Annotated in this window: 17 protein-coding genes; 13 read left to right on the forward strand and 4 right to left on the reverse strand. The window is 32.7% G+C overall.

Going from position 1 to position 21443, the window contains the following annotated elements; all coding sequences use genetic code 11:
* The 11 genes from Q0543_RS08705 to Q0543_RS08755 form a co-directional block, all read left to right on the forward strand.
* A partial coding sequence (locus Q0543_RS08705) for a hypothetical protein (protein WP_299251411.1) occupies positions 1-440 on the forward strand: 440 nt, incomplete at its 5' end.
* Between the two features lie 169 nt (positions 441-609).
* Positions 610-1275: a hypothetical protein gene (locus Q0543_RS08710; RefSeq protein ID WP_299251413.1), complete on the forward strand. Its 666-nt coding sequence runs from the start codon at positions 610-612 to the stop codon at positions 1273-1275.
* Between the two features lie 53 nt (positions 1276-1328).
* Positions 1329-1667 carry a cupin domain-containing protein gene (locus Q0543_RS08715; protein ID WP_299251415.1) on the forward strand — a complete coding sequence of 113 codons (339 nt, stop codon included), beginning with the start codon at positions 1329-1331 and terminating at the stop codon, positions 1665-1667.
* 326 nt (positions 1668-1993) lie between these two features.
* The gene (locus tag Q0543_RS08720; protein ID WP_299251417.1) at positions 1994-2689 is read left to right on the forward strand and encodes a MarC family protein; all 696 of its coding nucleotides are present in this window, start codon (positions 1994-1996) and stop codon (positions 2687-2689) included.
* Between the two features lie 601 nt (positions 2690-3290).
* Complete coding sequence (locus tag Q0543_RS08725; protein ID WP_299251419.1) at positions 3291-4964, forward strand: molybdopterin-dependent oxidoreductase; 1674 nt, start codon at positions 3291-3293, stop codon at positions 4962-4964.
* A 186-nt stretch (positions 4965-5150) separates the two neighbouring features.
* Positions 5151-5831, forward strand: coding sequence for a response regulator transcription factor (locus tag Q0543_RS08730; protein WP_299251421.1), 681 nt, complete (start codon positions 5151-5153; stop codon positions 5829-5831).
* Positions 5828-7192, forward strand: coding sequence for an ATP-binding protein (locus Q0543_RS08735; protein WP_299251423.1), 1365 nt, complete (start codon positions 5828-5830; stop codon positions 7190-7192). The genes Q0543_RS08730 and Q0543_RS08735 overlap by 4 nt, the downstream gene beginning before the upstream one ends.
* Before the next feature lie 98 nt (positions 7193-7290).
* On the forward strand, positions 7291-8556 hold the full coding sequence (locus Q0543_RS08740) for a TolC family protein (protein WP_299251425.1): 1266 nt from the start codon (positions 7291-7293) through the stop codon (positions 8554-8556).
* A 2-nt stretch (positions 8557-8558) separates the two neighbouring features.
* The gene (locus tag Q0543_RS08745) at positions 8559-9560 is read left to right on the forward strand and encodes an efflux RND transporter periplasmic adaptor subunit (RefSeq protein WP_299251427.1); all 1002 of its coding nucleotides are present in this window, start codon (positions 8559-8561) and stop codon (positions 9558-9560) included.
* Positions 9561-9778: 218 nt separating this feature from the next.
* On the forward strand, positions 9779-12889 hold the full coding sequence (locus Q0543_RS08750; protein WP_299251429.1) for a CusA/CzcA family heavy metal efflux RND transporter: 3111 nt from the start codon (positions 9779-9781) through the stop codon (positions 12887-12889).
* Positions 12890-12974: 85 nt separating this feature from the next.
* Positions 12975-13304: a hypothetical protein gene (locus tag Q0543_RS08755; RefSeq protein WP_299251431.1), complete on the forward strand. Its 330-nt coding sequence runs from the start codon at positions 12975-12977 to the stop codon at positions 13302-13304.
* A 216-nt stretch (positions 13305-13520) separates the two neighbouring features.
* On the opposite strand, the gene Q0543_RS08760 is transcribed toward Q0543_RS08755, so the two are convergent.
* On the reverse strand, positions 13521-13847 hold the full coding sequence (locus Q0543_RS08760; protein ID WP_299251432.1) for a hypothetical protein: 327 nt from the start codon (positions 13845-13847) through the stop codon (positions 13521-13523).
* 277 nt (positions 13848-14124) lie between these two features.
* On the opposite strand from Q0543_RS08760, the gene Q0543_RS08765 reads away from it, so the two are divergent.
* On the forward strand, positions 14125-15315 hold the full coding sequence (locus Q0543_RS08765; RefSeq protein ID WP_299251434.1) for an oxygenase MpaB family protein: 1191 nt from the start codon (positions 14125-14127) through the stop codon (positions 15313-15315).
* Positions 15316-15366: 51 nt separating this feature from the next.
* Here Q0543_RS08765 and Q0543_RS08770 read toward each other — a convergent pair whose 3' ends face one another.
* The 3 genes from Q0543_RS08770 to malQ form a co-directional block, all read right to left on the reverse strand.
* Positions 15367-16485 carry an AI-2E family transporter gene (locus tag Q0543_RS08770; protein WP_299251436.1) on the reverse strand — a complete coding sequence of 373 codons (1119 nt, stop codon included), beginning with the start codon at positions 16483-16485 and terminating at the stop codon, positions 15367-15369.
* 144 nt (positions 16486-16629) lie between these two features.
* Positions 16630-17160 carry a pyridoxamine 5'-phosphate oxidase family protein gene (locus Q0543_RS08775; RefSeq protein WP_299251438.1) on the reverse strand — a complete coding sequence of 177 codons (531 nt, stop codon included), beginning with the start codon at positions 17158-17160 and terminating at the stop codon, positions 16630-16632.
* Between the two features lie 657 nt (positions 17161-17817).
* On the reverse strand, positions 17818-19344 hold the full coding sequence (malQ, locus tag Q0543_RS08780) for a 4-alpha-glucanotransferase (RefSeq protein ID WP_299251500.1): 1527 nt from the start codon (positions 19342-19344) through the stop codon (positions 17818-17820).
* Between the two features lie 445 nt (positions 19345-19789).
* Between malQ and Q0543_RS08785 the strand changes: the two genes are divergently transcribed.
* On the forward strand, positions 19790-21421 hold the full coding sequence (locus Q0543_RS08785) for a hypothetical protein (RefSeq protein WP_299251440.1): 1632 nt from the start codon (positions 19790-19792) through the stop codon (positions 21419-21421).
* Positions 21422-21443 lie beyond the last annotated feature (22 nt).

Raw genomic sequence — 21443 nt, forward strand, 5'->3', positions numbered from 1 at the left:
AGATGAATATTTTCGACTTGCAAAATGAGTCTCTAGGGGGCAAAGAAGATGCTTTTTTACCAACAAGGGCGATGATGTTTCCATACCCTGCAGAGCCAGCTTTTGGGTCAACAGTTGCTGAAAATTTTGTTCAATCTGTTAAAGAAAATGATGACGTTGAATTGGATTATTCTATTGAGTCTATTCATTTCATTGATATATTTCTGGAAGATTTTAAAAATGAAGGATTGTCGGTGGATGATTTTGCAGAAACTATTTTTAAAGCAGGGTACTATGTGGGTGAAATTATGGTAAGACATAGTTTTGGCATGTGGGTAAAACAAGAAGAAGCAGAACTTCCTGCTGGAATTAAAATGATGCCTATCGTTATTAAACTTCCCAATAAACATATTTGTGACCCAATTGTAAAGCGTTTAAAAGATTCAGCAATGGAGATATAGATAACGTGTCTTATTTTTATAGTGCTGTAACCAAACAAAGAACCGATTAAATTAATATATTTACATCCAGTTAAATTTATTTTTGTTGGAGTTACTTAAGAATTAAGGAATATAAAATTGAATTTTTAAACACTTTTACATATCATCAACCAATAATTGAACAACCACAATGGACAAAGAAAAATTACAACAAAAATTAGAAAAATTTAAAGCAGCAGCAATGGGTTTTATTGGTGCAGGTATTCTTACACAAGGCGCTTTGTATTTTCAACCCAAAGCATCCTATCATGTTCCGAGAATATTGTATCCAGTTTTTGAAATTGCAGGAAACGTAGGCTTAGCAATAGGCATGCTTATGCTTGGTCTTTTTCTGTTATACCTTGGTTTAAATAAATGGAAAAATCATGGCGGTGCTTCAAACCACTATTTAATTATTGGTGCAGTTGGAATCGTACTTTTTTCAGGAATCTTATGGTTTTCGAATAAGCCAAAAGATAAAAGGTCTGCAGCAGAAATACAAGAATCATTTGAAACAGATAGACAACAACAAATAGATAAAATAAAAGGTATGGAAAAACCAGACTTTAATAATGTTGAAGTTGAAAATTATATTTTAGATTTTAATGCATTACAAAAAAAGCATTTAGAATATGTGAAATCGAATGATACCATTGCCTTAGAAAAAAATAGAGCCGAATATGATGCATGGAGAGTACGTAGTACAGACATTTTTTCGAAATTGGAAACAGGTGAAGAAAAGTATCATCTGTCTCTGTATATGGCTAAATTAGCATTCGAATGGCAAGATGTTGAATTGGACAATACTATTGAATAAATTTAAAATTCAACTTCATAATAGAAATTTAAATAATTAAAAATACATACAAAATGAAAACAGCTTCTTTAAGAAATGAAATGCTTTACAATGAAGAGAAGGTTGCGATCAAAGTATTGATGGAAACTGAAACATCGAAGGAAATCAGAATTATGTTTCGTAAAGGACAATCCATGAAAGAACACAAAGCTGGCTTTCCGATTACCGTTGAAGTACACCAAGGAACGATTGCCTTTGGTGTAAATGGCGAGGTGTTGAAGTTGGTAGCGGGCGATTTGATTTACTTAGATGCTAACGTTCCGCATGATTTATTTGCAGAAGAAGATAGTATGGTAAGGCTAACTTTATCAAAGTTTGATTCAATAGCACGCGTAGAAAAAGTAGTTGATTAGGTAATGACTCCAGAGGAATTAAATAATTATTGTAAAACATCGCTAGATACAAAATGATATTAGCGGTTCGTATCTAGCTAACTCAAAAACTTATTTGAAAGCTCATGTTATCTAATAGACTAAGGTGGAAAGATGAACCAAATAGACCGTGTTCTGTTTGTTACCGACTACGGTCTACGTTAAAAGAGTTAAGCTTAAAAGCAGTAGCATATTATTTAATGAAAATAATTTAATTGCGCTTTACAATGGTAGAGCGCATTTTTTGTGTATTTTTATACAATTCCAATTTATTTCTTAAAGAGGCAAGGCAATTAATAATCACATATATGACAATTAACTTTTATTCCTTTATACATATTGTTTTTGTAAGTTTTATAGCTCTTTTTCCTGTTATAAATCCATTTGGTAGTGCATTCATTGTAAGTCGTTATTTTTCTGACTTAACACCTAAGGAGAAGGTGCATGCAGTAAAACGCATTGTTTTATATGCTTTCACATTATGTTTATTTACATTGCTTGTTGGTCATTGGATATTAGAATTATTCGGAATATCTATTCCCATTGTTCAATTGGCTGGTGGTATCATGATTTGTAAAACAGGATGGGATTTTCTGTCATCATCCAAACAAGCTGATGATGAAAATGTAAAACTTGCAAACCAAGTGGGTCATTTAAACCAACAAACTAAAGTTGAAAATCAACTTTTCTACCCAATTACATTTCCTATTACTACAGGTGCAGGTACCATATCTGTTCTTTTTACATTGAGTGCACATGGTACAAATAAAAATCTCTATCAATATTTTGTCAACACAGGAGCAATATTGATAGCTGTTCTTGCAATGTGTGTGTTGATTTTTTTATGTTATGTAAATGCAAATAGATTGATTCGATATTTAGGTTCACAACGAGAACAGATCATTAACAACATTATGGCTTTTCTAATTTTTTGCGTTGGCTTACAAATAGCTGTTGAAGGGATCACTCAATTAATTCTTCCATTCACACAAGCTGGACGTTAATTAGATAGGTATTCTACAATAGGTAAAATGGATTACAATACTATTGTAAATCCATAATAATTTATTTTTATAAATAATTGTGCAAAAAAAATAAGCCATCGAATCCTTAATTTATTTGATCCTTTTTTAGCACTTTCTAAAATAATCCGTTTCGGAGTAAAAAATTATTAAATTTTTTACTGTTGCTTATACCTGCTATCAACCAACACAACCCTTTCCAAGGGAATTTAAACTGTGTACATGGAAACTACAACTCGCAAACCCATTGAGCTGCGGTGTAGTAGTTTTTTCATGAATACATTGAACTTCTTTTACTAACAAATTATTTATTCTAGTTTTTTGTATTCATGCGATCATGTAGAGTAGTTGCTAATTCATTTTTATAGCGCCTGAAATATGTATAGATTAAAAAAAAATCCTTTGCTGCAGCAACAGATCAAACCTAATACAATAATTTAGATTTAATACAGAGTTTAATCGTATTATTATATAAAGTGCGTTTTGAAATAAAAAAATAAATACAATTTATTCAAATGAAATACTATAACCCTTGTGTGTTGAAATTGAATGAATCGTAGAACGATGATATATAAGTACCACTATGTTTACACATTTTAACGAACTTGAAAAAAGGGTTCACTATCCCAAAGATCGAAAATTTCATGTTGAATTAAAGCCTATAGGTTTTCTTCTTTTGGGTGCTTTATTTATTGGTACTATTGGAATAGCATGCCTGCAGTATGTGTTGTTTGGATTGCCTACTGATCCTTCGCTAGCGCTATTGAATACAGCTAGTGTAAGCGTTAAAGGCTTTCCTTTATGGATAATTAGTTGTCATTGGATTAATTTTTTCTTTTTAACGATTTTAATTTGCAGCGGGCTATCCATATTATTTGATCATCCCAGATTGTATTTTAATAAAGGCTGTAAGCCAGGTTCAGAATGGTTGAAGTTTACGCCGATAGTTGTGCCAAAAGATTCTTTATGGACAGCAAAAGACGATGCTCGATATATTAGTCCACTGATTGGTTTACCTGGCTTTAGGCATACCGTTGGCATAGCTAGAGGTTGGCATTTTATTCACGTTCCTTTTTTTATTTTGAACGGAATTGTGTTTGTAGTATTGTTATTCATGGGAGACCAATGGCAACGAATTGTGCCGACATCATGGCAAATAATCCCCGATGCTTGGAGTGTGTTTGTGCATTATGCCACCTTGCATATGCCTATAGAGCCGAATGGGTTTTATCAATACAATGCCTTACAGCAGATTTCGTATTTTGTAGTTATTTTTATTTTAGCACCACTAGCAATACTAACTGGTTTATGCATGTCGCCAGCTATTGACAGTAGATTTCACAGACTTACTATGTTATTTGGGAACAGGCAAGGAGCAAGGTCTGTACACTTTTTAGTAATGTTGGCTTATGTTGGGTTTGAAATAATACATGTTTCTATGGTTGCTGCTTCTGGCTTGGTTCGCAACATGAATCATATTACAGTGGGTACAGATCATCCAACGGATAAAACAGGGGTTTTTATTGGCTTCGGAATTGTTCTTTTTACCATTGGTTTCTTAATCTATGCGCACTGGGTGTCATGGAACAAACCTCGTTGGGTACAAAAAACGAGTGCTCGAATTAATGACAACTTATGGAGAATGACAATCAATAAATTAAAACCGAGACCGTATTTTAAAAAAGAAGACATCTCGCCATTTTTCTGGCCCAACGGAAAGCTTCCAACAAGCTCTAAAGTTTGGAAAGAATTGGCAGAGAATGATTTTAAGGATTACAAACTTAAAGTGGGTGGCTTAGTCCAAAATCCGGTAGAACTATCGCTTGATGATCTTAAAAGACTGAATAAAGAACAACATATAACTATGCATCACTGTATACAAGGTTGGAGTGGGGTTGCAGAATGGGGCGGTTTGCCGATTAAAGATTTGATAAACCTTGTGAAGCCCGATCCATCGGTAACAACGGTTGCATTTTATTCTTTTGGCGAAGGGCTTTTGGGCGGTGTTTATTACGATACGCATACATTAGATAACTGCTTAAAACCTGGTTCAATACTGGCTTGGGAAATGAATTATGAACCTCTCACTGTTGTATACGGCGCACCGTTGAGGTTACGTGTAGAAAATCAATTGGGTTATAAAATGGTTAAATGGATAGAGCGAATTGAATTTTTGCAATCCCACGAATCTGTAGGGAAAGGTTTTGGAGGTAAAAATGAGGACGATGAATATTTTGATTTGATCGCGAATACCTAATGCAAATAAGTTATAATGGAATACGCTGAATAAACGCTGTTGTATGTTTTTTTTCGTGTTTGTCTCTTTTCGACCAATCACTTGCTAAAAAAAATGTACCAAAGTTCAAATGCGCCAAAGTAGAATTGAGTCTTTTTTTTATAAGAGACTCAATCCTTTCATATTAAGAATGTGTATCTTTACTTTATGGAAATATTAATAGTCGAAGACGATCAACGTGTTGCAGAACTTATTCAAAGAGGTTTAAGTGAGCAAGGGTTTAATGCGACCATTGCCTATGATGGGCTTTCCGGTAAAAAAATGGCTTTGCAAAATAATTTCGATTTAATCATTACGGATATTATTTTGCCTAAAATGGACGGTTTGGATTTATGTAAAGAAATTCGACAGTACAAACCCGACACGCCCATCATTATGTTGACAGCCTTAGGCACTACCGATGATAAGGTAGAAGGCTTTGATGCAGGTGCAGACGATTATTTGGTTAAGCCCTTCGAGATGCGCGAATTGATTGTTCGTATTCGCGTATTGATTAATCGCAATAACCGAGTTCGAACGACAAGTAATAGTATTTTGAAGTATGCAGATCTAGAAATGAATTTGCTTACAAAAATTGTAAAACGGAATGATATTGAAATAAATTTAACGCCTAAGGAATTTAATTTATTGGAATTTATGCTTCAAAATCCGGAGCGTGTTTTATCTCGTGTTGAAATTGCTGAAAAAGTGTGGAATACCCATTTTGATACAGGTACTAATTTTATTGATGTGTACATCAATTATGTTCGTAAGAAAGTTGATAAGAATTTTGACAAGAAACTCATTCATACAAAATCGGGTATGGGTTTTATTTTTAAAGCGGAATGAAAATACGCACAAAACTAACCCTACTGTTTACATTTATTACGGCAACTATTTTGTTGGTTTTTGCTTTTGTTATTTATTATTCAGCAAAAGAAAATAGAAAAAATGAATTTTATGCGGTATTGAAAAATGAAGCCATTACAAAGGCAAATTTATTTTTTGATATAAAAATAAAAACGAATACCCTTCAACACATTTATAATAAAAACCGTCAGCTGCTAAATGAAGTAGAGGTTGCTATTTATGATAGTACTTTTACCTTAATTTACCACGATGCCATTGATATTGATGTGGTGAAAGAGACTCCTGAAATGTTGGAAGCCATTTATCAAAAAGGGGAGTTGCAATTCTATCAAGAGAAATGGCAGATTGTGGGATTAAGATATCCGTATGAAGGACAAACGTATGTAATAACTGCTACAGCTTACGATCAATATGGATACAATAAACTAACAAACTTGTTTAATACCATTGTATTTGTTTTTATTATTTCAATTGTTTTTATATATGTAGCGGGTCGATATTTCTCTAAAAGGGCTTTCGCTCCCGTTATGGAAATGACGGAGAAAGCAAAAATGATTTCGGCTACAAATCTTGATTTGCGACTTTCTGGTAGTGGAAGTAAAGATGAATTATCTGAATTGGCAAACGCATTTAATGAAATGCTTGTGCGATTGGAAAATTCCTTTGAAGCCCAAAAACACTTTGTTTCAAATATTTCACATGAATTGCGTACGCCACTTTCAGCAATCATTGCAGAGCTGGAATTAGCATCAGACATTGAAGGCGATATAGAGAAGTATAAATCTGCGATACGTTATACACTGAATGATTCAAAAAAATTGGTTCGTTTGTCCAATAGCTTACTTGATTTTGCAAAAGCCAGTTACGACCCATCTGAAATTTCATTTAAAGAAATACGATTGGATGAAATTTTATTGGATGCACGTCACCAAGTAATGCAATCAAATACAAGCTATAACATTGATATACATTTTGATGACGAATTCGAGCATGAAGAGCAAGTTATTATTAAAGGGAATGAATATCTATTAAAAGTCGCTTTTAAAAACTTATTTGAAAATGGTTGTAAATTTTCAGATAATAAGCGGTGCAAGGTTTCGATCTCTATTCGTGATGGAAAAATGATTTTAGATTTTTCAAATACGGGTGTTGAAATTTCAGCATTTGATCAAGAGCATTTATTTGTTCCATTTTTTAGAGGCGAAAGTCAAAAAAATGTAGAAGGGCATGGCATCGGACTTCCTCTTACTAAAAAAATTATCCTCTTGCATAAGGGTACCATACATGTTACTTCAACCCATAATAAAACTGATTTTATCGTAGAATTACAAACCATTTAAGAGTTCTAATGACTTTCTAATGATTTTTTAGTGCTTTTCTAACCATCTATTGGTGAATATAAACGGAATTTTGTATTCAATTTATAGACTAGTGTAGGATGCGCGTTAAAATAACATATTTATTCTTCGTTACTTTTTCAATTGTATCTTGTTTTAATCAAACACATGCACAAGTTACGTTTACGCTTCAACAAGCATTAGTAACAGCACGTGAAAATAATCCCATCTTAAGAACGGAATTATTTAATGTAAGTATTGCGCAAGCAGATATTGTTAGTGCTAAGCTACGACCAAATCTAATTTTAAATAATCAAACCTTACAAAATGGACAGCCTTCTCACTTACCAGGAGGTAATGTTGATTTTTCGAGTGGACAAAGTCGCCAAGTTTGGTGGCAATTAACAAAACCTTTTCAAATAGCTGGTCAACGCAGCTACCAAATTGATTTTGCAAATGAAAATGTTTCCCTTGCTCAGAAAAATTATTTAGAAACGGAGCGTACTATTTTTTCAGGTGTAGCAGCTAAATGGTTGGAAGTATGGGCTGCGCAAAAGCAATTGGAAATAATTGATAAGGCAAAAAATAATATCCAGAGTTTGGTTGAAACAAATCAATTGCGGTATAAAAACCAAATGATTACGCAAACCGATGTGTTTCGTTCGGAACTTTTATTGAAGCAATACGAATTACAAAGTAATACGGTTAAACAAGAAATTGCAAATCGATTAACTGAATTAAAGTTTTTATTGGGTGTTCAGGAGGATATGACTGTTGACATGAAGGATGATTTCTTATTTGCGATTCCTGATAACGTGGATAGCTTATACAATCAATCTCTGAATTCACGAAGTGATATCGGCGTAATGAAATCCATTATTGAGGTTTCTAAAAGCAATATCAAATTGCAACGTTCGCTTGCTTATCCACAACCTGAATTGGGTGTTATATGGAACCCACAAAATAATGTTCCGTATTATGGTATTTATGCAACCGTACGTTTACCTGTTTTTGATCGCAATCAAGGTGAAATTAAAAAGTCATTTCTGTTAAAAGAGAAAGCAGAAAAAGAATTATACACCATTCAAACCAAACTACAATCTGAAATTACGGTGGCAATAGATAATTATAGATTGCGTTTGCAAAACATAGATAATTTTAAAATCTTATTGGATCAATCTCAAACGATCTTGGATAATGTCAAATATTCGTATTTAAAAGGGGGGACAACCATCATTGATTTTTTAGAAGCACAAAGAAGTTGGTTGGATACACAACAACAATATTATGACGCACTACAACAATATCGATTGGGGTATGTACAATTACTTTATACTACAGGATTAATAAGCCAATTAGCAAAATGAAGATGAAGATTACGTTTATAGGTATATGGTTGGTTTTGTTTTGTTCTTGTACGCATAAAGAAAAAACTAAAATCGAAGCCTTTCAAGAACCGCTAGTTAGTAATAATGGTCAAACAATTGTTTTTCCTGATTCTACAAATATGTTGTCCTTTAAAACAGAAAGACTTGATGGGAAGAAGCAAAATGCTGAATTAACCGCTCCTGCAAAGATAGTGGCAACAGTTGTTCCTTCTTCAGAAGATAGAAGTCAAAGCATTATTTTGTTTCAAAGTGAAGATATGTCGATTGCTTATACGCAGCTTTTGCAACATCAAATAAATATCAATCAAATTAAAAATGTCAACATCAAGCAACGTAAAATTGAATTAGAACGCATTAAAGATTTGCAACAACATGGATCGGCTACGGGGCAAGATTTATTAAATGCCCAAAGTGCTTTATCGATTGAACTTTCAAATTTAAATAATGAAACCACATCTTTGATTGAGCATGAAGCAAAGTTAATCTCTGGAGGTTTTGCATCCGATGTTTTGTTGCATTCAAAGCCGGGCACAATATATCTTATTTGTGATATTCCAGAAAATCAAATCAGCAATATTAAAACAGGGCAAATGTGTACGATTGTTTTTTCTGCTTTCCCCAACGAAAAATATCAAGACAAGATAGATGCAATTGCTGAGATGGTTGATAATTCAACTCGAATGGTGAAGGTTCGGATTTCTATGCAAAACCAATCGAATAAATTAAAGTCGGGTATGTTTGCGAATGTATTCTTTAATTTAAGTGAGAGTAATTTCATGAGTGTACATCAGACATCTTTGGTAACCGTTCAAGGTAAAACCTATGTATTTATAAAAAAACCAAATCATACATTTGAACGCAGAGAAATTCAAATTGGCCCTCAAATTGGCGACCGTGTGATTGTTTATAAAGGTTTAATACTTTCAGATGAAATTGTTGTGGATGGCGTGATGCAATTAAAAGGGCTTTCGTTTGGGTATTGATAATTGTACCTACATGCCTGTTCCAGATTAGTACCGCACGAATCCAACTTAGTCCTTCCTTGTCAATTTTATACGTTGACGAAATTTATTAGCGAGTGCTTGGTCGAAAAGGCAAAACCACGGTAGGCTTCTGCAGCAATTCAAATTGCACTGGTTAATCTTACTTTATAAAATGACAAGATAGGATTTACTGATACTATTAAAAAACATAAAATTGAATGATAAAGAATTTGCTTACATTTTCACTCAACAATAGATGGTTGGTCATTGCAATAAGTGTTGCATGTATGATCGCAGGCTATTTTTGTTTTACGCAATTAAAGATTGAAGCGTATCCTGATATTGCAGATACCAATGTGATTGTTGTTGCTCAATATCCTGGGCGTGCAGCCGAAGAAGTAGAGCAGCAAATTACTGTTCCTATTGAACGTGCCCTTCAAAATACACCAAACGTATTAGATCGTAGAAGCAGAACCATTTTTGGATTGTCTTGTGTACAGCTTACCTTTAAAGACGGTACAGACGATTACTTTGCTAGACAACAAGTAATGGAACGTTTGGCCACACTTAATTTGCCTAATGGTGTAACCCCTGAATTAGCGCCCTTGTCAACAGCTGTTGGCGAAATATTACGCTTTGTTGTAGATGCGCCTTCCAACTACACTCCAATGGAAATTAGGGATTTGCAAGATTGGGTAATCAAACCTTATTTATTGCAAACAGATGGTATTGCGGATATCATGACTTTTGGTGGGCCCATTAAACAATTTCACATTCTTACATATCCAGATAAATTACGGAAATATAACTTAACCATTTCTGATATAGAGCAAGCAGTTGTCGATAACAATCAAAATACGGGTGGTAATATTATTAATAGGGGTGGGCAAGGCTTTGCAGTTCGTGGTCTGGGTGCAATAAAAAAAGCATCTGATATTGAGCACATCGTTCTTAAATCCGTAAATGGTGTTCCTGTATTTGTGCGCGACATAGCAAGTGTTGAAATTTCTCCACCTACACCAAATGGTTTTTTAGGGTATACAATTGCAGATGAGAATATTGATAAAAGTAGTGGTGTGGAAGGCATTGTCTTGCTGCGCAGATACGAAAACCCAAGCGAGACCTTATTGTTGTTAAAACAAAAAATACAAGAATTAGAAAATAACGAATTGCCAGAAGGCGTTAAAATACGAATTTTATACGATCGTAGTTTTTTGATCAATCATTCTTTAGAAACCGTTGCACATACTTTGTTTGAAGGTGTCAGTATCGTTATTATTATTTTGATTTTGTTTTTAGGGAGCTTTAGAAGTGCAATCATTGTTGCATTAACGATTCCTTTCTCCTTGTTATTTGCATTTATAATCATGCGTTTTGTAGGGATTCCTGCCAACTTACTATCCTTAGGTGCTATTGATTTTGGTATCATTGTAGATGGTTCAGTGATTATGGCTGAGCACTTAATACGAACATATCGAAGAGCCTCACCTGAAGAAAAGAGTAAAGGAATTATTCATGTTTCCATTCAATCCGCACAAGAAGTCGGACGAGAGATTTTCTTTTCGGTAACCATAATTATTTTGGCGTATATGCCCATTCTTCTTATGACCCGTGTAGAAGGAAAATTGTTTTCTCCTATGGCATTAACCTTAGTGTTTGCAGTTGTTGGTTCTATGTTTGGTGCATTAACATTTATTCCTGTACTAATTTCTTTTGCTTATAATAAAGCCTTTTCCAATCCACTCAAACCATTGAAGGAACATAAAAATGTTGTGTTGGCGTTTGTTGGAAAAATATATGGTAAATGTTTGCATTTCGTATTGGTCAATTATAAAAAATCTGTTTTAATTGGCTTTAGTATTGTTGTAATTTTAATTTTATTTGGAGCGAAGTTGGGGACAGAATTTTTACCTGACTTAGATGAAGGTTCTATTTTTCTTAGGGCAAATTTTCCTGCAGGGATAACCATTCAAGAAAATGCGAAGTATGCGCCTAAAATACGAAGCATCATTTCTAAATACCCTCAAATTTCATTTATAATTATTCAAACTGGTCGCAACGATGATGGTACCGATCCATATCCAGCAAACCGAAACGAAATTTTAGTAGGTCTAAAAGATTATAGTTTATGGAACGATACCATTTCTAAAAAAGACTTGGTGAGTCAGATGCGTACAGAACTGGAAAAAGAATTACCCAGTGTGAAATTTACGTTAGGGCAGCCCATCATTGATCAAGTAATGGAAATCGTTACGGGTAGTGCAGCAGACTTGGCTGTTTCAATTGTTGGGAATGATTTAGACATGATGCGCGAAAAGGCTGATAGCATCGTGCAGATTGTAAAATCCATACGTGGTAGTGAAGGAGTAAATATTGAACAAGAAGGGACACAAGAACAAATAGCTATAAAAATTAATAGAGATAATGCGGCACGTTATGGCATAAATGTTTCAGATATTCAAAATATGATTGAAGCAGCTATTGGTGGTAAAAATATTTCCGTGTTGTATGATGGTACAAAACGGTATGATATTGTAATACGTTATCTTTTTCAATACCGTAATAATATTGATGAAATTAAAAAACTATTAGTTCCTTCAGCCAATGGGTACTTAATACCTATGGAACAATTGGCAGAGATTAATTTTGTTGAAGGTCAATCGAACATTTATCGATACAACAACAAACGTATGGTAACGGTACGTACCAATATTTCGGATAGAGATCAAGGCGGTTTTGTAAAAGAATTGCAAAAAAGAATTGATACAGAAATAAAAATCCCGAAAGGGTATGAATTGGTTTATGGTGGCCAGTATGAAAATTTAGAACGCGCAGGTAAACAATTATTGATTACCATACCTCTAACCTTAGTAACGGTATTTATATTTTTATTTATGTTGTATAAAGATATAAAATATACGTTGATTACGTCGAGTTGTATTCTCTTTGCTTTAGCTGGTGGGATTATTGCTTTGTTACTTCGTGGCTATTATTTTAATGTGTCTGCTGGGGTTGGTTTTGTATCCATTTTTGGTATCTCCGTTATGGCAGGTGTGATACTTGTTTCGGCATTGAATAGAGCTGTTTCTGCAAATCCGATAAGTCAAGACCTAATATTAAATACTTCTATCCAACAATTAAATGCTATTCTATCCATACTTGTTTTGGCAATATTAGGATTGATACCTGCTGCAATTTCAACAGGGATTGGTTCTGATGTGCAACGACCTTTGGCTACTGTTATTATTGGTGGCTTAACCAGTACGCTTATTTTTGCTCCTATGATTATTCCTCCATTGTATTGGTGGTTGAATAAAAAGGAAAAGTAATGAACTATTATTTTTACGAATACTGAAAATTTTATACATTGTTTACGGAATAAATACGCACATTCCATAAACAATGTATTTTTATATGAAAGATATTCAGATCGTAACCGACGAACCTTATATACAGAATGCAGAACAGCCCAATTGGATCATCCCAATTAGTGGTTGGGGAAATCCCGATATGGATGATGCGAATAAACGTATGCGTGTATATTTAACGGTTGCCAAAGAAATGGGTATCAATATTATTTTTTCAAGTAGATTGGGAACATTTACTTCATACAAACGCGCACCATCAGTATCAGCTGACATTCAAGAAATAAATACGAACACTTTTTTAGAATATGAGAAAAATATTCATCCTAACTGGTATCGAAATTTTGTTGATAAGGTTCAAGAGATGCTGGGCAATTAATTTTTTCCCACTTATCAGATTTATATTTAATTTATACGTTACTCTTGCCTTGAAGGAGAGACTTTTTCAACCTACTATCTACTAATTATGATAGTTGATTATTAATCTATTTAAAATTACCTTCAGTTCTCACAGCTCCCAATATAATAAGACGTATGGGCCAATTATTTTTTTGATGAATAGGTATTATTAAAAAATGTATATTAAACTATTGATTTATTTGTGTTGAAAAACAAAACGGTCTATACCACTATTGTTAGATTCATAGATCGTTATGAGTTTAAATCCAAGTCTATCCATATATTCAAGAGCTCCCATAACATAAGCATTATTAGATTTAGTTAAAGAGGTATCTGTGTGCAATATTTGATATAAATTAACACGGCTACCATTTTCGAATTCGACAAGCATACCACTCAGTGTGCTTATACTATTGTGAACATCCAATACAGCCCATTTATTTCCGTTAAGGCCTTTTGTAGTATCTGTTGGTACATTACTTAGCGAGTAAACTTTTATTTGTGCTGACACCGTGTTAATCATTATTAAAGTAAAAAAAATAAGTATGAATTTCATATAGTTAATCGGTTATGTAGACTCTAATATACAACTTTTAGAAATTGCAGCAAATTAATTATTGTATCCGCATTTTTTTGTTGCAAAATATATTGGAATGTGTTGAATTTTTGAAATATATATATGTTTTTATAAAACCTCTTTCTAATTTTATTTTCGAATGTTATTACAATTGATTTGCTATGTATTATCGAAATCAATTTTTAAGTACATTATTCTTACAGATAAAATACTATCTTCGTTCATGGCCCTTAACCGAATACAATACCCATCACCAGGCTTTTCAAAACATTGGAAAGAATCCGTTGGTAAGCGTATGCTCAAACGTGTTTCTTCTATTCCCACAAAAGAGCATATTGATTCTTTTAATGAATTATATATGTGTTGTGATACGCTTGCAGATGCTGTTGTTGTAGATTTATTTGAAGGTTTGGGTCATAAAAGAGGACATCAACTCTTACATATACTTTTAGAACAGGGATTAAATGCTGTTCCAGATATTCCAGATTCCTTGCGTGCATTATATACGAGTGCATTACACGTACCTGAATGGGTAGACGATGTATTATTGAAACAAGGTGCACAATTTTGTCAACGCGCAGGAGTGTTTAGTTTAATTACGCTGCGCAATTATTCGTTAATGGGCGGCTATGAATCTGCTGCTATTAACAAACCACTTATTTTTACAGGAGCATTGAAAGGTGGGCCTGCAAAGCGTCTTTCAGACACCTTAAAATTTTGGGTGGATGTAACAGGATGTGGCGCGATGAAACCTGCTGGTGCAGGCTTTAATGCTGCCATACAAGTACGAATCATTCATGCCTTGGCTCGATATTATATAAAGAAGTCACCTGAATGGAACGATGAAGACTGGGGAATTCCTATTAACACAGGAGATATGGTTGCTACCTATCTAGGTTTTTCATTGGTATATTTGGAAGGATTGCGGATGTTACAATTTAAACCAACATTGAATGAAGAATTGGGTGTATACCATTTATGGAAATACATTGGATATTTATTGGGTATTCCACAGGAACTCTTGCCCGCCAATGATAAGGAGGCAATTCAAACATTGTATAAATGGACGATGACGCAACCACTGGCAGATGTTGATACGATTGCATTAGCGCATGCATTGGTAAATGCTCCTTTATCTGCCACATTTCCTAATAAAGTTTGGCAGAAGAAAATACTTGTAAAGATATACTTGGGATTTAATCGTTTTTATTTAGGTAGAGCTGCTTGCAATCGTATGCATTTACCCAATACTATTTTTAAAGTGATTCCTTATATAGCTGCTAGCATTAATTATGTGCATGAATGCTTGGTGTTGATTTTCCCCAGTTTTAAAGTACGTGCTATTAAAAAAGGAAGAAATGCACAAGTGGAAGTGACGGATTCTTTTTTAAAATCAATTGGGTATAAAAAGTAAGAATGTATGATCTAGATGTTAGAAAATACATTCTTAGTTTAGATGTATAACTTAATCTAGGTTTGTATGTGTTTTAGGTTTGTTTTTGAAAATTGTCCTTGTAAAACTTTTTAATCGTGTGTTTGGATCATTTTCTTCTGAGGCAAATAAAATAGCATATTTTTCCCACGCAGGATTGCTTTCTACTAATGCCTTAGCGATTCCCAAAAAAGGAACGAATAAGACCATGCCTGAAACACCCCAAATAAGGGCTCCAATCATTACAGAGGATAATACTAAAAAGGCATTGATTTCCATTTTATCACCCACTAATTTAGGTCTAAGTATATTCTCTTGTATCATGTTTGAGAAATAAATAGATACCCCTACATAAATAACGAGTGCATTTGATTCTTTGGTTATCCATACAAATGAAAGTATTGCTATGTATGCAATTAGATTACCTACATAAGGAATAATGTTTAAGACAGCTAAAAAGATGCTAAAGAAGATAGCAGACTTTATGCCAAAAGTTATTAAAATAATATAGGTCATAACAGCTGTTACTGCTGTTAAAATTAGCGTCCCCCATAAATAATTTTTAACAGCAGTAAGTGATTTAGTAACAAATTTTTGTGCTGTTTCGAAATCAGTACCTTTATAGTTTTTGAATAAGAACTCTTTTATTTGTCCTCTTAAATTTAATAAGAAGAATAAAAATATAGGAGTTAATGCCATTGTTATTAGATTGGCCCCAACCATACTCAACTGACCTGATATAACACCGATTCCATTCTTAAAGGTATTTGTTAAGGTTTCTTTTAACGTATGTGGTTCATAAAAGGACATGCCTGTTTTATTTTGCACGTTAATGATTGTTGATTCTATGCCATCTTTAATCTTATGTACTACATTGTCATTTGTTTTAATTATTGCTAGTGCTTGTGTAATTAGAAAATATAGAATAAAGAACATTGCTACACAAAAACCAAATGTTACAACGATAGAGGTAATTGTTCTGTTCAGACCCTTAGACTCTAAATAGCAACAAATGGGATATAATAAACATGCAAATAAAAAAGCCCATGATACAGGTATTAAATATGGACTTGCAAATATCATTGTTGCAACAATGATTACACCAATGAGTAGGTGTTGTAATACTTTAGAATTTTGAACTTGTTCCTCCATTGAAAGGTTTGTTTATTATTTTTTAATTAATGATGTTGAAAATATTTGTACAATAACATGGTATATAATAACATTGTGTAAAACTGTAGGGTAGATATTTCTAGCCTAAAGTTTTATATGTAAATAATATACGATAGTGTTTATCTATTTTGTATTTAACGAACCTTGAATGGAATCATCTAGTGTTTTACCACTTATAGCTCCTATAATCATTTTAATTCCTGCAATAAAGTTTCCATGTTTGTTATCCCAATAATAACCGCTATCACTGGAGAATTTTATTAAGGAAATTCGTGGATCGTTTTCTCCTTCAGTAAACCATGTTTTAAAAATTGGATTCCAAAGTTCTTTAACTTTTTCTTTATCGAAATGAATGCTTGCTTTTCCATATAAATGCATAAACTCAGAATATTGACTTCCTTGGAAATATAAATTTACTTGTGGATTGCTCTTAATCTCTTCATTTTGATTGCTATCACTAGCACTCAAAAACCATATAGCACCATTTTTATCTACGTTTTGAACCGTCATTGGTCTAGCAAAACCTTTATTTCCTGTAGATGTACATAAAAAACATGTTTTGCCCTCACCCAATTCTCTTATTTTTTCTATAGAATCTGCATTCGGTAAATCTTGTTTATTTTTTTCTGATTGGTTTTTATCGATACTGTTCATAGTAGTAGATTTTAAGCTGATTTGTATAATGTAAATTTTGCTTAATTATACATGAGATATCTTACAGAATAGAAGCCATTTCTTACATTATTTACATGATCCCATTAAATAATAATCTTTGTTTATAGTGTAATTATGTAACTAATTAATTAAAACGTATAACCTATTATTTTTTTCGTTTCACCATTTTTGTAATCATAAATACCTACAAAAAAATAGTAGAACATTTATTTAAAAAAATAATTAATCAATCCAATTAATAAATAATTATGAATCGTTCAACGTTGACTAAAAGGAATGAAATTTTAATTGAAGATATGTATGATGTTGAATTTCTATTTATTTAAAGCGCTTTAAATTTAAGGCATTCAATAAACGGTAAACATTGTTAGATGTTTTTTTTAATTCTTTCAGTATTATTTAGATTGTATAGTAAGAAATCAAATAATTTAAAATGTATCAATTACAAATGCTATTTTGTTATTAATACTATGTATGGATTTGCAAGTAATTTTTTTAACGAAATACCATTAAAATTACTTTTAGTTTATTCGTGAAGAGATCCGAAATTGTACTAGAAATATCAGTCTTCTATATGCATATAACTAGGAGATATCAATACTGAAAAGCTATCAATTTTTATCACCTATCTATCCATTAGCAACAGATTCTATTAAATAAAGCCAATTGATTTTTAATATCCATTGCTAATTCCTCATTTAAAGGTGCTTCCGAATGCAATCTCCACATCCAATTATCATGTAAGCTGCCTGGTCTATTCATCTTTGCCTCGGATCCTAAATGTAATAAATCTTGCATGGGTATTATCGCTAATGCAGCAACAGATGCAAATGCAGCACGAATAAATTCTGTATTAACATTTGATTCATTAATGACTTTATTGTAATAGGCAGAAATTACTTGTTTTTTTTTATCTGAAATTTCTTCTTTATACCAACCCAATAATGTATTATTATCATGCGTTCCAGTATAAACTACATTGCTTTGTTTGTAATTATGTGGACTATGAATACTTGTTGGTGTGTTTTCCGTGAATGAGAATTGTAGTAATTTCATTCCAGGTAATTTGAATTTATCTATCAGCTCAATAACCGGTTCATCAATTTCTCCTAAATCCTCTGCAATGAAAGGTAAATCACCAAATGCTTTTAAAACGGTAGTAAAAAAACTATTTCCAGGGGCTTTTAGCCATTTACCATTTATAGCAGTGTGTTCTTCAGATCCGATTTCATAATATGCAGCAAACGCTCTGAAGTGATCTAAACGAATAATATCACACATCAATAACGTATGTTTAATTCGTTTGACCCACCAATCATAATTTGATTTTTTTAATACATTCCAATTAAAGATTGGCATTCCCCATAATTGTCCAGTTTCAGAGTACATATCTGGTGGCACACCTGCTACTTTTGCTGGAGAACCATCTTTATGTAATTTGTAAAATTCTGGATTGCACCATACATCACTACTATCATGGCTTACATAAAATGGCATGTCACCAATTAATTGTATGTTTTTGTAATTGCAATAATTCTTAAGTGTATTTAATTGTTTGAAGAATAGATATTGAATAAACTGTTGTTTTTTTATATCATGATCTAGCACAATTTTTATTTCAGCAATACCTTTTGAATCTCTGTTTTTTAATTCTGCAGGCCAATCCAACCACCATGCACCCCCTTGATAATTTTTTATAGATAGAAATAAAGCGAAATCATCTAACCAATAAGCATGTTTCTTGCAGAATTCAGAAAACTCAAATGAATCCTTTTTCTCAAATTCAATAAATGCTTTTGTTAACAAACTTGTTTTATAGGCATTCACTTTATCAAATTCAACTATATTCTCTTCAAAACAATGATCACACAAATCATCTTGGGAGAGTAATCCTTCTTCTACTAACATTTCTGGGCTAATAAAGAGGGGATTGCCAGCAAAGGCAGATAAGCAGCTATAGGGTGAAAACCCTCTACCGCCATCTGTATAGTTTAAAGGTAAGGTTTGCCAATAACTCATACCACATTGGGCTAGATAATCAACAAATGCATAAGCAGATGGTCCAAAATCGCCAATTCCTGTTTTGTTGTATAAAGAAGATATATGTAAAAGTACACCTGCACTTCGTTTAAGTTTCATTGGTACGTGATTTAGAAAGCAAATTAATTATTAAATAAAGGTAGGTAATTACACTCTAGATGAATTGTAAAAATGATTGGGTTTGTTACATAAACCCCATAAATATTCCATTTAACCTAAATTTATTCAAATTGAAATAGAGGTATTTCTTTTTGAATTTTTAAGGAATTAGGGAAAATATTGGTAAAAAAATAAGGAAGCTATCGATTAGATATGCTTCCTTAAAATGTGATATATGCGTTAACAGTCTAATTGAGGACAATCGTGTTTTTTTCTATGTTTTTCCTGTTTTTTGATCCTTTTTTGTGTGGAGGATTTGCTACTGCCACCAATGCAGCTTACTGCAATAAAACCACTTAGAACGAATAGAATAATGAATTTTTTCATGACTCGATAAATATAATGAATAATTGAAATCAATATACAAAAAAAAGAGTAAATTTAGTGTAAGATATTAATTTATAATAAATTGAAGACACAAACGAATACGTATCTTTTTAAAATTATTCTTTTTATTTTTTTTGGAACACTCTTTTTTAGCTGTTACAAAAAAGATTTTGATAAAATTAAATTGGCAAACGCTCATCCAGAATATTTACTTCCCTTGGTGAATGCGGATTTATCTTTAAAAGATATTGTAGACCCAAATAAAAAACAATTAAATATAACTGAAGCAGCAGACGGCTTTTACACATTCATTTATTATCAAGATTTATTTGAACAATTCATTGTTGATTTACTAAAGGTTGATGATGTGAATATAACGGAGTCAATTTCTCTTTCTACTGGTGAAGTAGCAAGCTTGCCAGGTGCAGGAACTATTTCTCATGATTTTTCTAATACGAGTACCTTGAATACAACAAATGGTGAAAAACTTAAAACGATTAAAATTAAATCTGGAAATATTCCACTCATTTTAAATTCAACGTTTAAGCATGATATACAGATAGAAATTACATTTCCATATATTAAAAAAAATGGAAATGTATTGGTGCAAACTGTAACTATGTTATATCAAGGTTCTGTTCCATTACAAAGTACTACTGCCATTGATTTGTCTGGATATACGGTTGATTGTTCAGAAAATAACACTCAAGTTAACTCCTTAAGTTATACTGGGAAATTACGTGTTACCTATAAATCAGGAAATGCTGTTTCGACAGCACAAAAAATTGACCTTACAACTGGTTTGAATTCAATTATGTATTCATATGTGGATGGATATATTGGTAAATACGATTTGGTAGTTCCTGAAGATTCTGTGGGAATTGATATTTTTGACAATGCATATTTAGGCAGCATTTTCTTTACAGACCCAAAAGTGCGAACGATCATTACAAATTCAATAGGTGCACCTGCTATTGTGAACATAAATAAACTTACAACGCAATCGAAAATTAGTGGTACAACTGATATTACGGGTTCAATTATAAATACCGATATTCCAATCATGTACCCTTCGCTTGCAGAAGTCGGTCAATCAAAATCTACAACGATTCAGTTGGATAAGACGAATTCAAATGTGCAAACCGTTTTTAATCCGGCTCCCAATAAGGTTATTTATCAATTATCAGGATCTATAAATCCGGATGGCGAAACAGATAATTTTGTTACAGATAAGAGTAGCATCAAGCTTAGGGGAGAGGTCGAGATTCCGATGGAAGGGAAAATTACAAAATTTGTTTTATTAGATACTGTAAAGGGTATTAGTTTTCCAGACATGGCTTTGGGTAGTAAAACCGTAACAATAGTAAGCGGAGGTTTTAATATTTCCTTAAGTAATGGATTTCCAATGAATACAAATATTCAGATGTATTTCTTAAATGATCAAAATATAGTCGTTGATTCACTATTTAAGACGCCTCATTTTATTCCTTCAGGTAGTATTGATGCGGCTGGCAAGGTTACAAGTCCATCCACTATTTTTATCAAAGAACTTTTTGATGCGGATCGATATAAGAAAATAACCACTTCAACAAATGCATTATTGGTTGCACAATTCAGTACCGCTAATGGTGGAACGACTCCTGTAAGAATATATTCTTCTTATAAAATTAAAGCCAATATAGGTTTAGACATAAAAGCAGATGTTAGTTTTTAAAAATATAATTTTAGGGATTCTT

The sequence above is a fragment of the uncultured Cytophaga sp. genome (assembly GCF_937863595.1).
In the GTDB taxonomy this organism is placed as follows: domain Bacteria; phylum Bacteroidota; class Bacteroidia; order Cytophagales; family Cytophagaceae; genus Cytophaga.

Bases quoted from the DNA above. Each gene is read 5' to 3' on its own strand.
- Q0543_RS08710 (WP_299251413.1), top strand. From the start codon at position 610: ATGGACAAAGAAAAATTACAACAAAAATTAGAAAAATTTAAAGCAGCA.
- Q0543_RS08715 (WP_299251415.1), top strand. From the start codon at position 1,329: ATGAAAACAGCTTCTTTAAGAAATGAAATGCTTTACAATGAAGAGAAG.
- Q0543_RS08720 (WP_299251417.1), top strand. From the start codon at position 1,994: ATGACAATTAACTTTTATTCCTTTATACATATTGTTTTTGTAAGTTTT.
- Q0543_RS08725 (WP_299251419.1), top strand. From the start codon at position 3,291: ATGTTTACACATTTTAACGAACTTGAAAAAAGGGTTCACTATCCCAAA.
- Q0543_RS08730 (WP_299251421.1), top strand. From the start codon at position 5,151: ATGGAAATATTAATAGTCGAAGACGATCAACGTGTTGCAGAACTTATT.
- Q0543_RS08735 (WP_299251423.1), top strand. From the start codon at position 5,828: ATGAAAATACGCACAAAACTAACCCTACTGTTTACATTTATTACGGCA.
- Q0543_RS08740 (WP_299251425.1), top strand. From the start codon at position 7,291: ATGCGCGTTAAAATAACATATTTATTCTTCGTTACTTTTTCAATTGTA.
- Q0543_RS08745 (WP_299251427.1), top strand. From the start codon at position 8,559: ATGAAGATTACGTTTATAGGTATATGGTTGGTTTTGTTTTGTTCTTGT.
- Q0543_RS08750 (WP_299251429.1), top strand. From the start codon at position 9,779: ATGATAAAGAATTTGCTTACATTTTCACTCAACAATAGATGGTTGGTC.
- Q0543_RS08755 (WP_299251431.1), top strand. From the start codon at position 12,975: ATGAAAGATATTCAGATCGTAACCGACGAACCTTATATACAGAATGCA.
- Q0543_RS08760 (WP_299251432.1), bottom strand. From the start codon at position 13,847: ATGATTAACACGGTGTCAGCACAAATAAAAGTTTACTCGCTAAGTAAT.
- Q0543_RS08765 (WP_299251434.1), top strand. From the start codon at position 14,125: ATGGCCCTTAACCGAATACAATACCCATCACCAGGCTTTTCAAAACAT.
- Q0543_RS08770 (WP_299251436.1), bottom strand. From the start codon at position 16,485: ATGGAGGAACAAGTTCAAAATTCTAAAGTATTACAACACCTACTCATT.
- Q0543_RS08775 (WP_299251438.1), bottom strand. From the start codon at position 17,160: ATGAACAGTATCGATAAAAACCAATCAGAAAAAAATAAACAAGATTTA.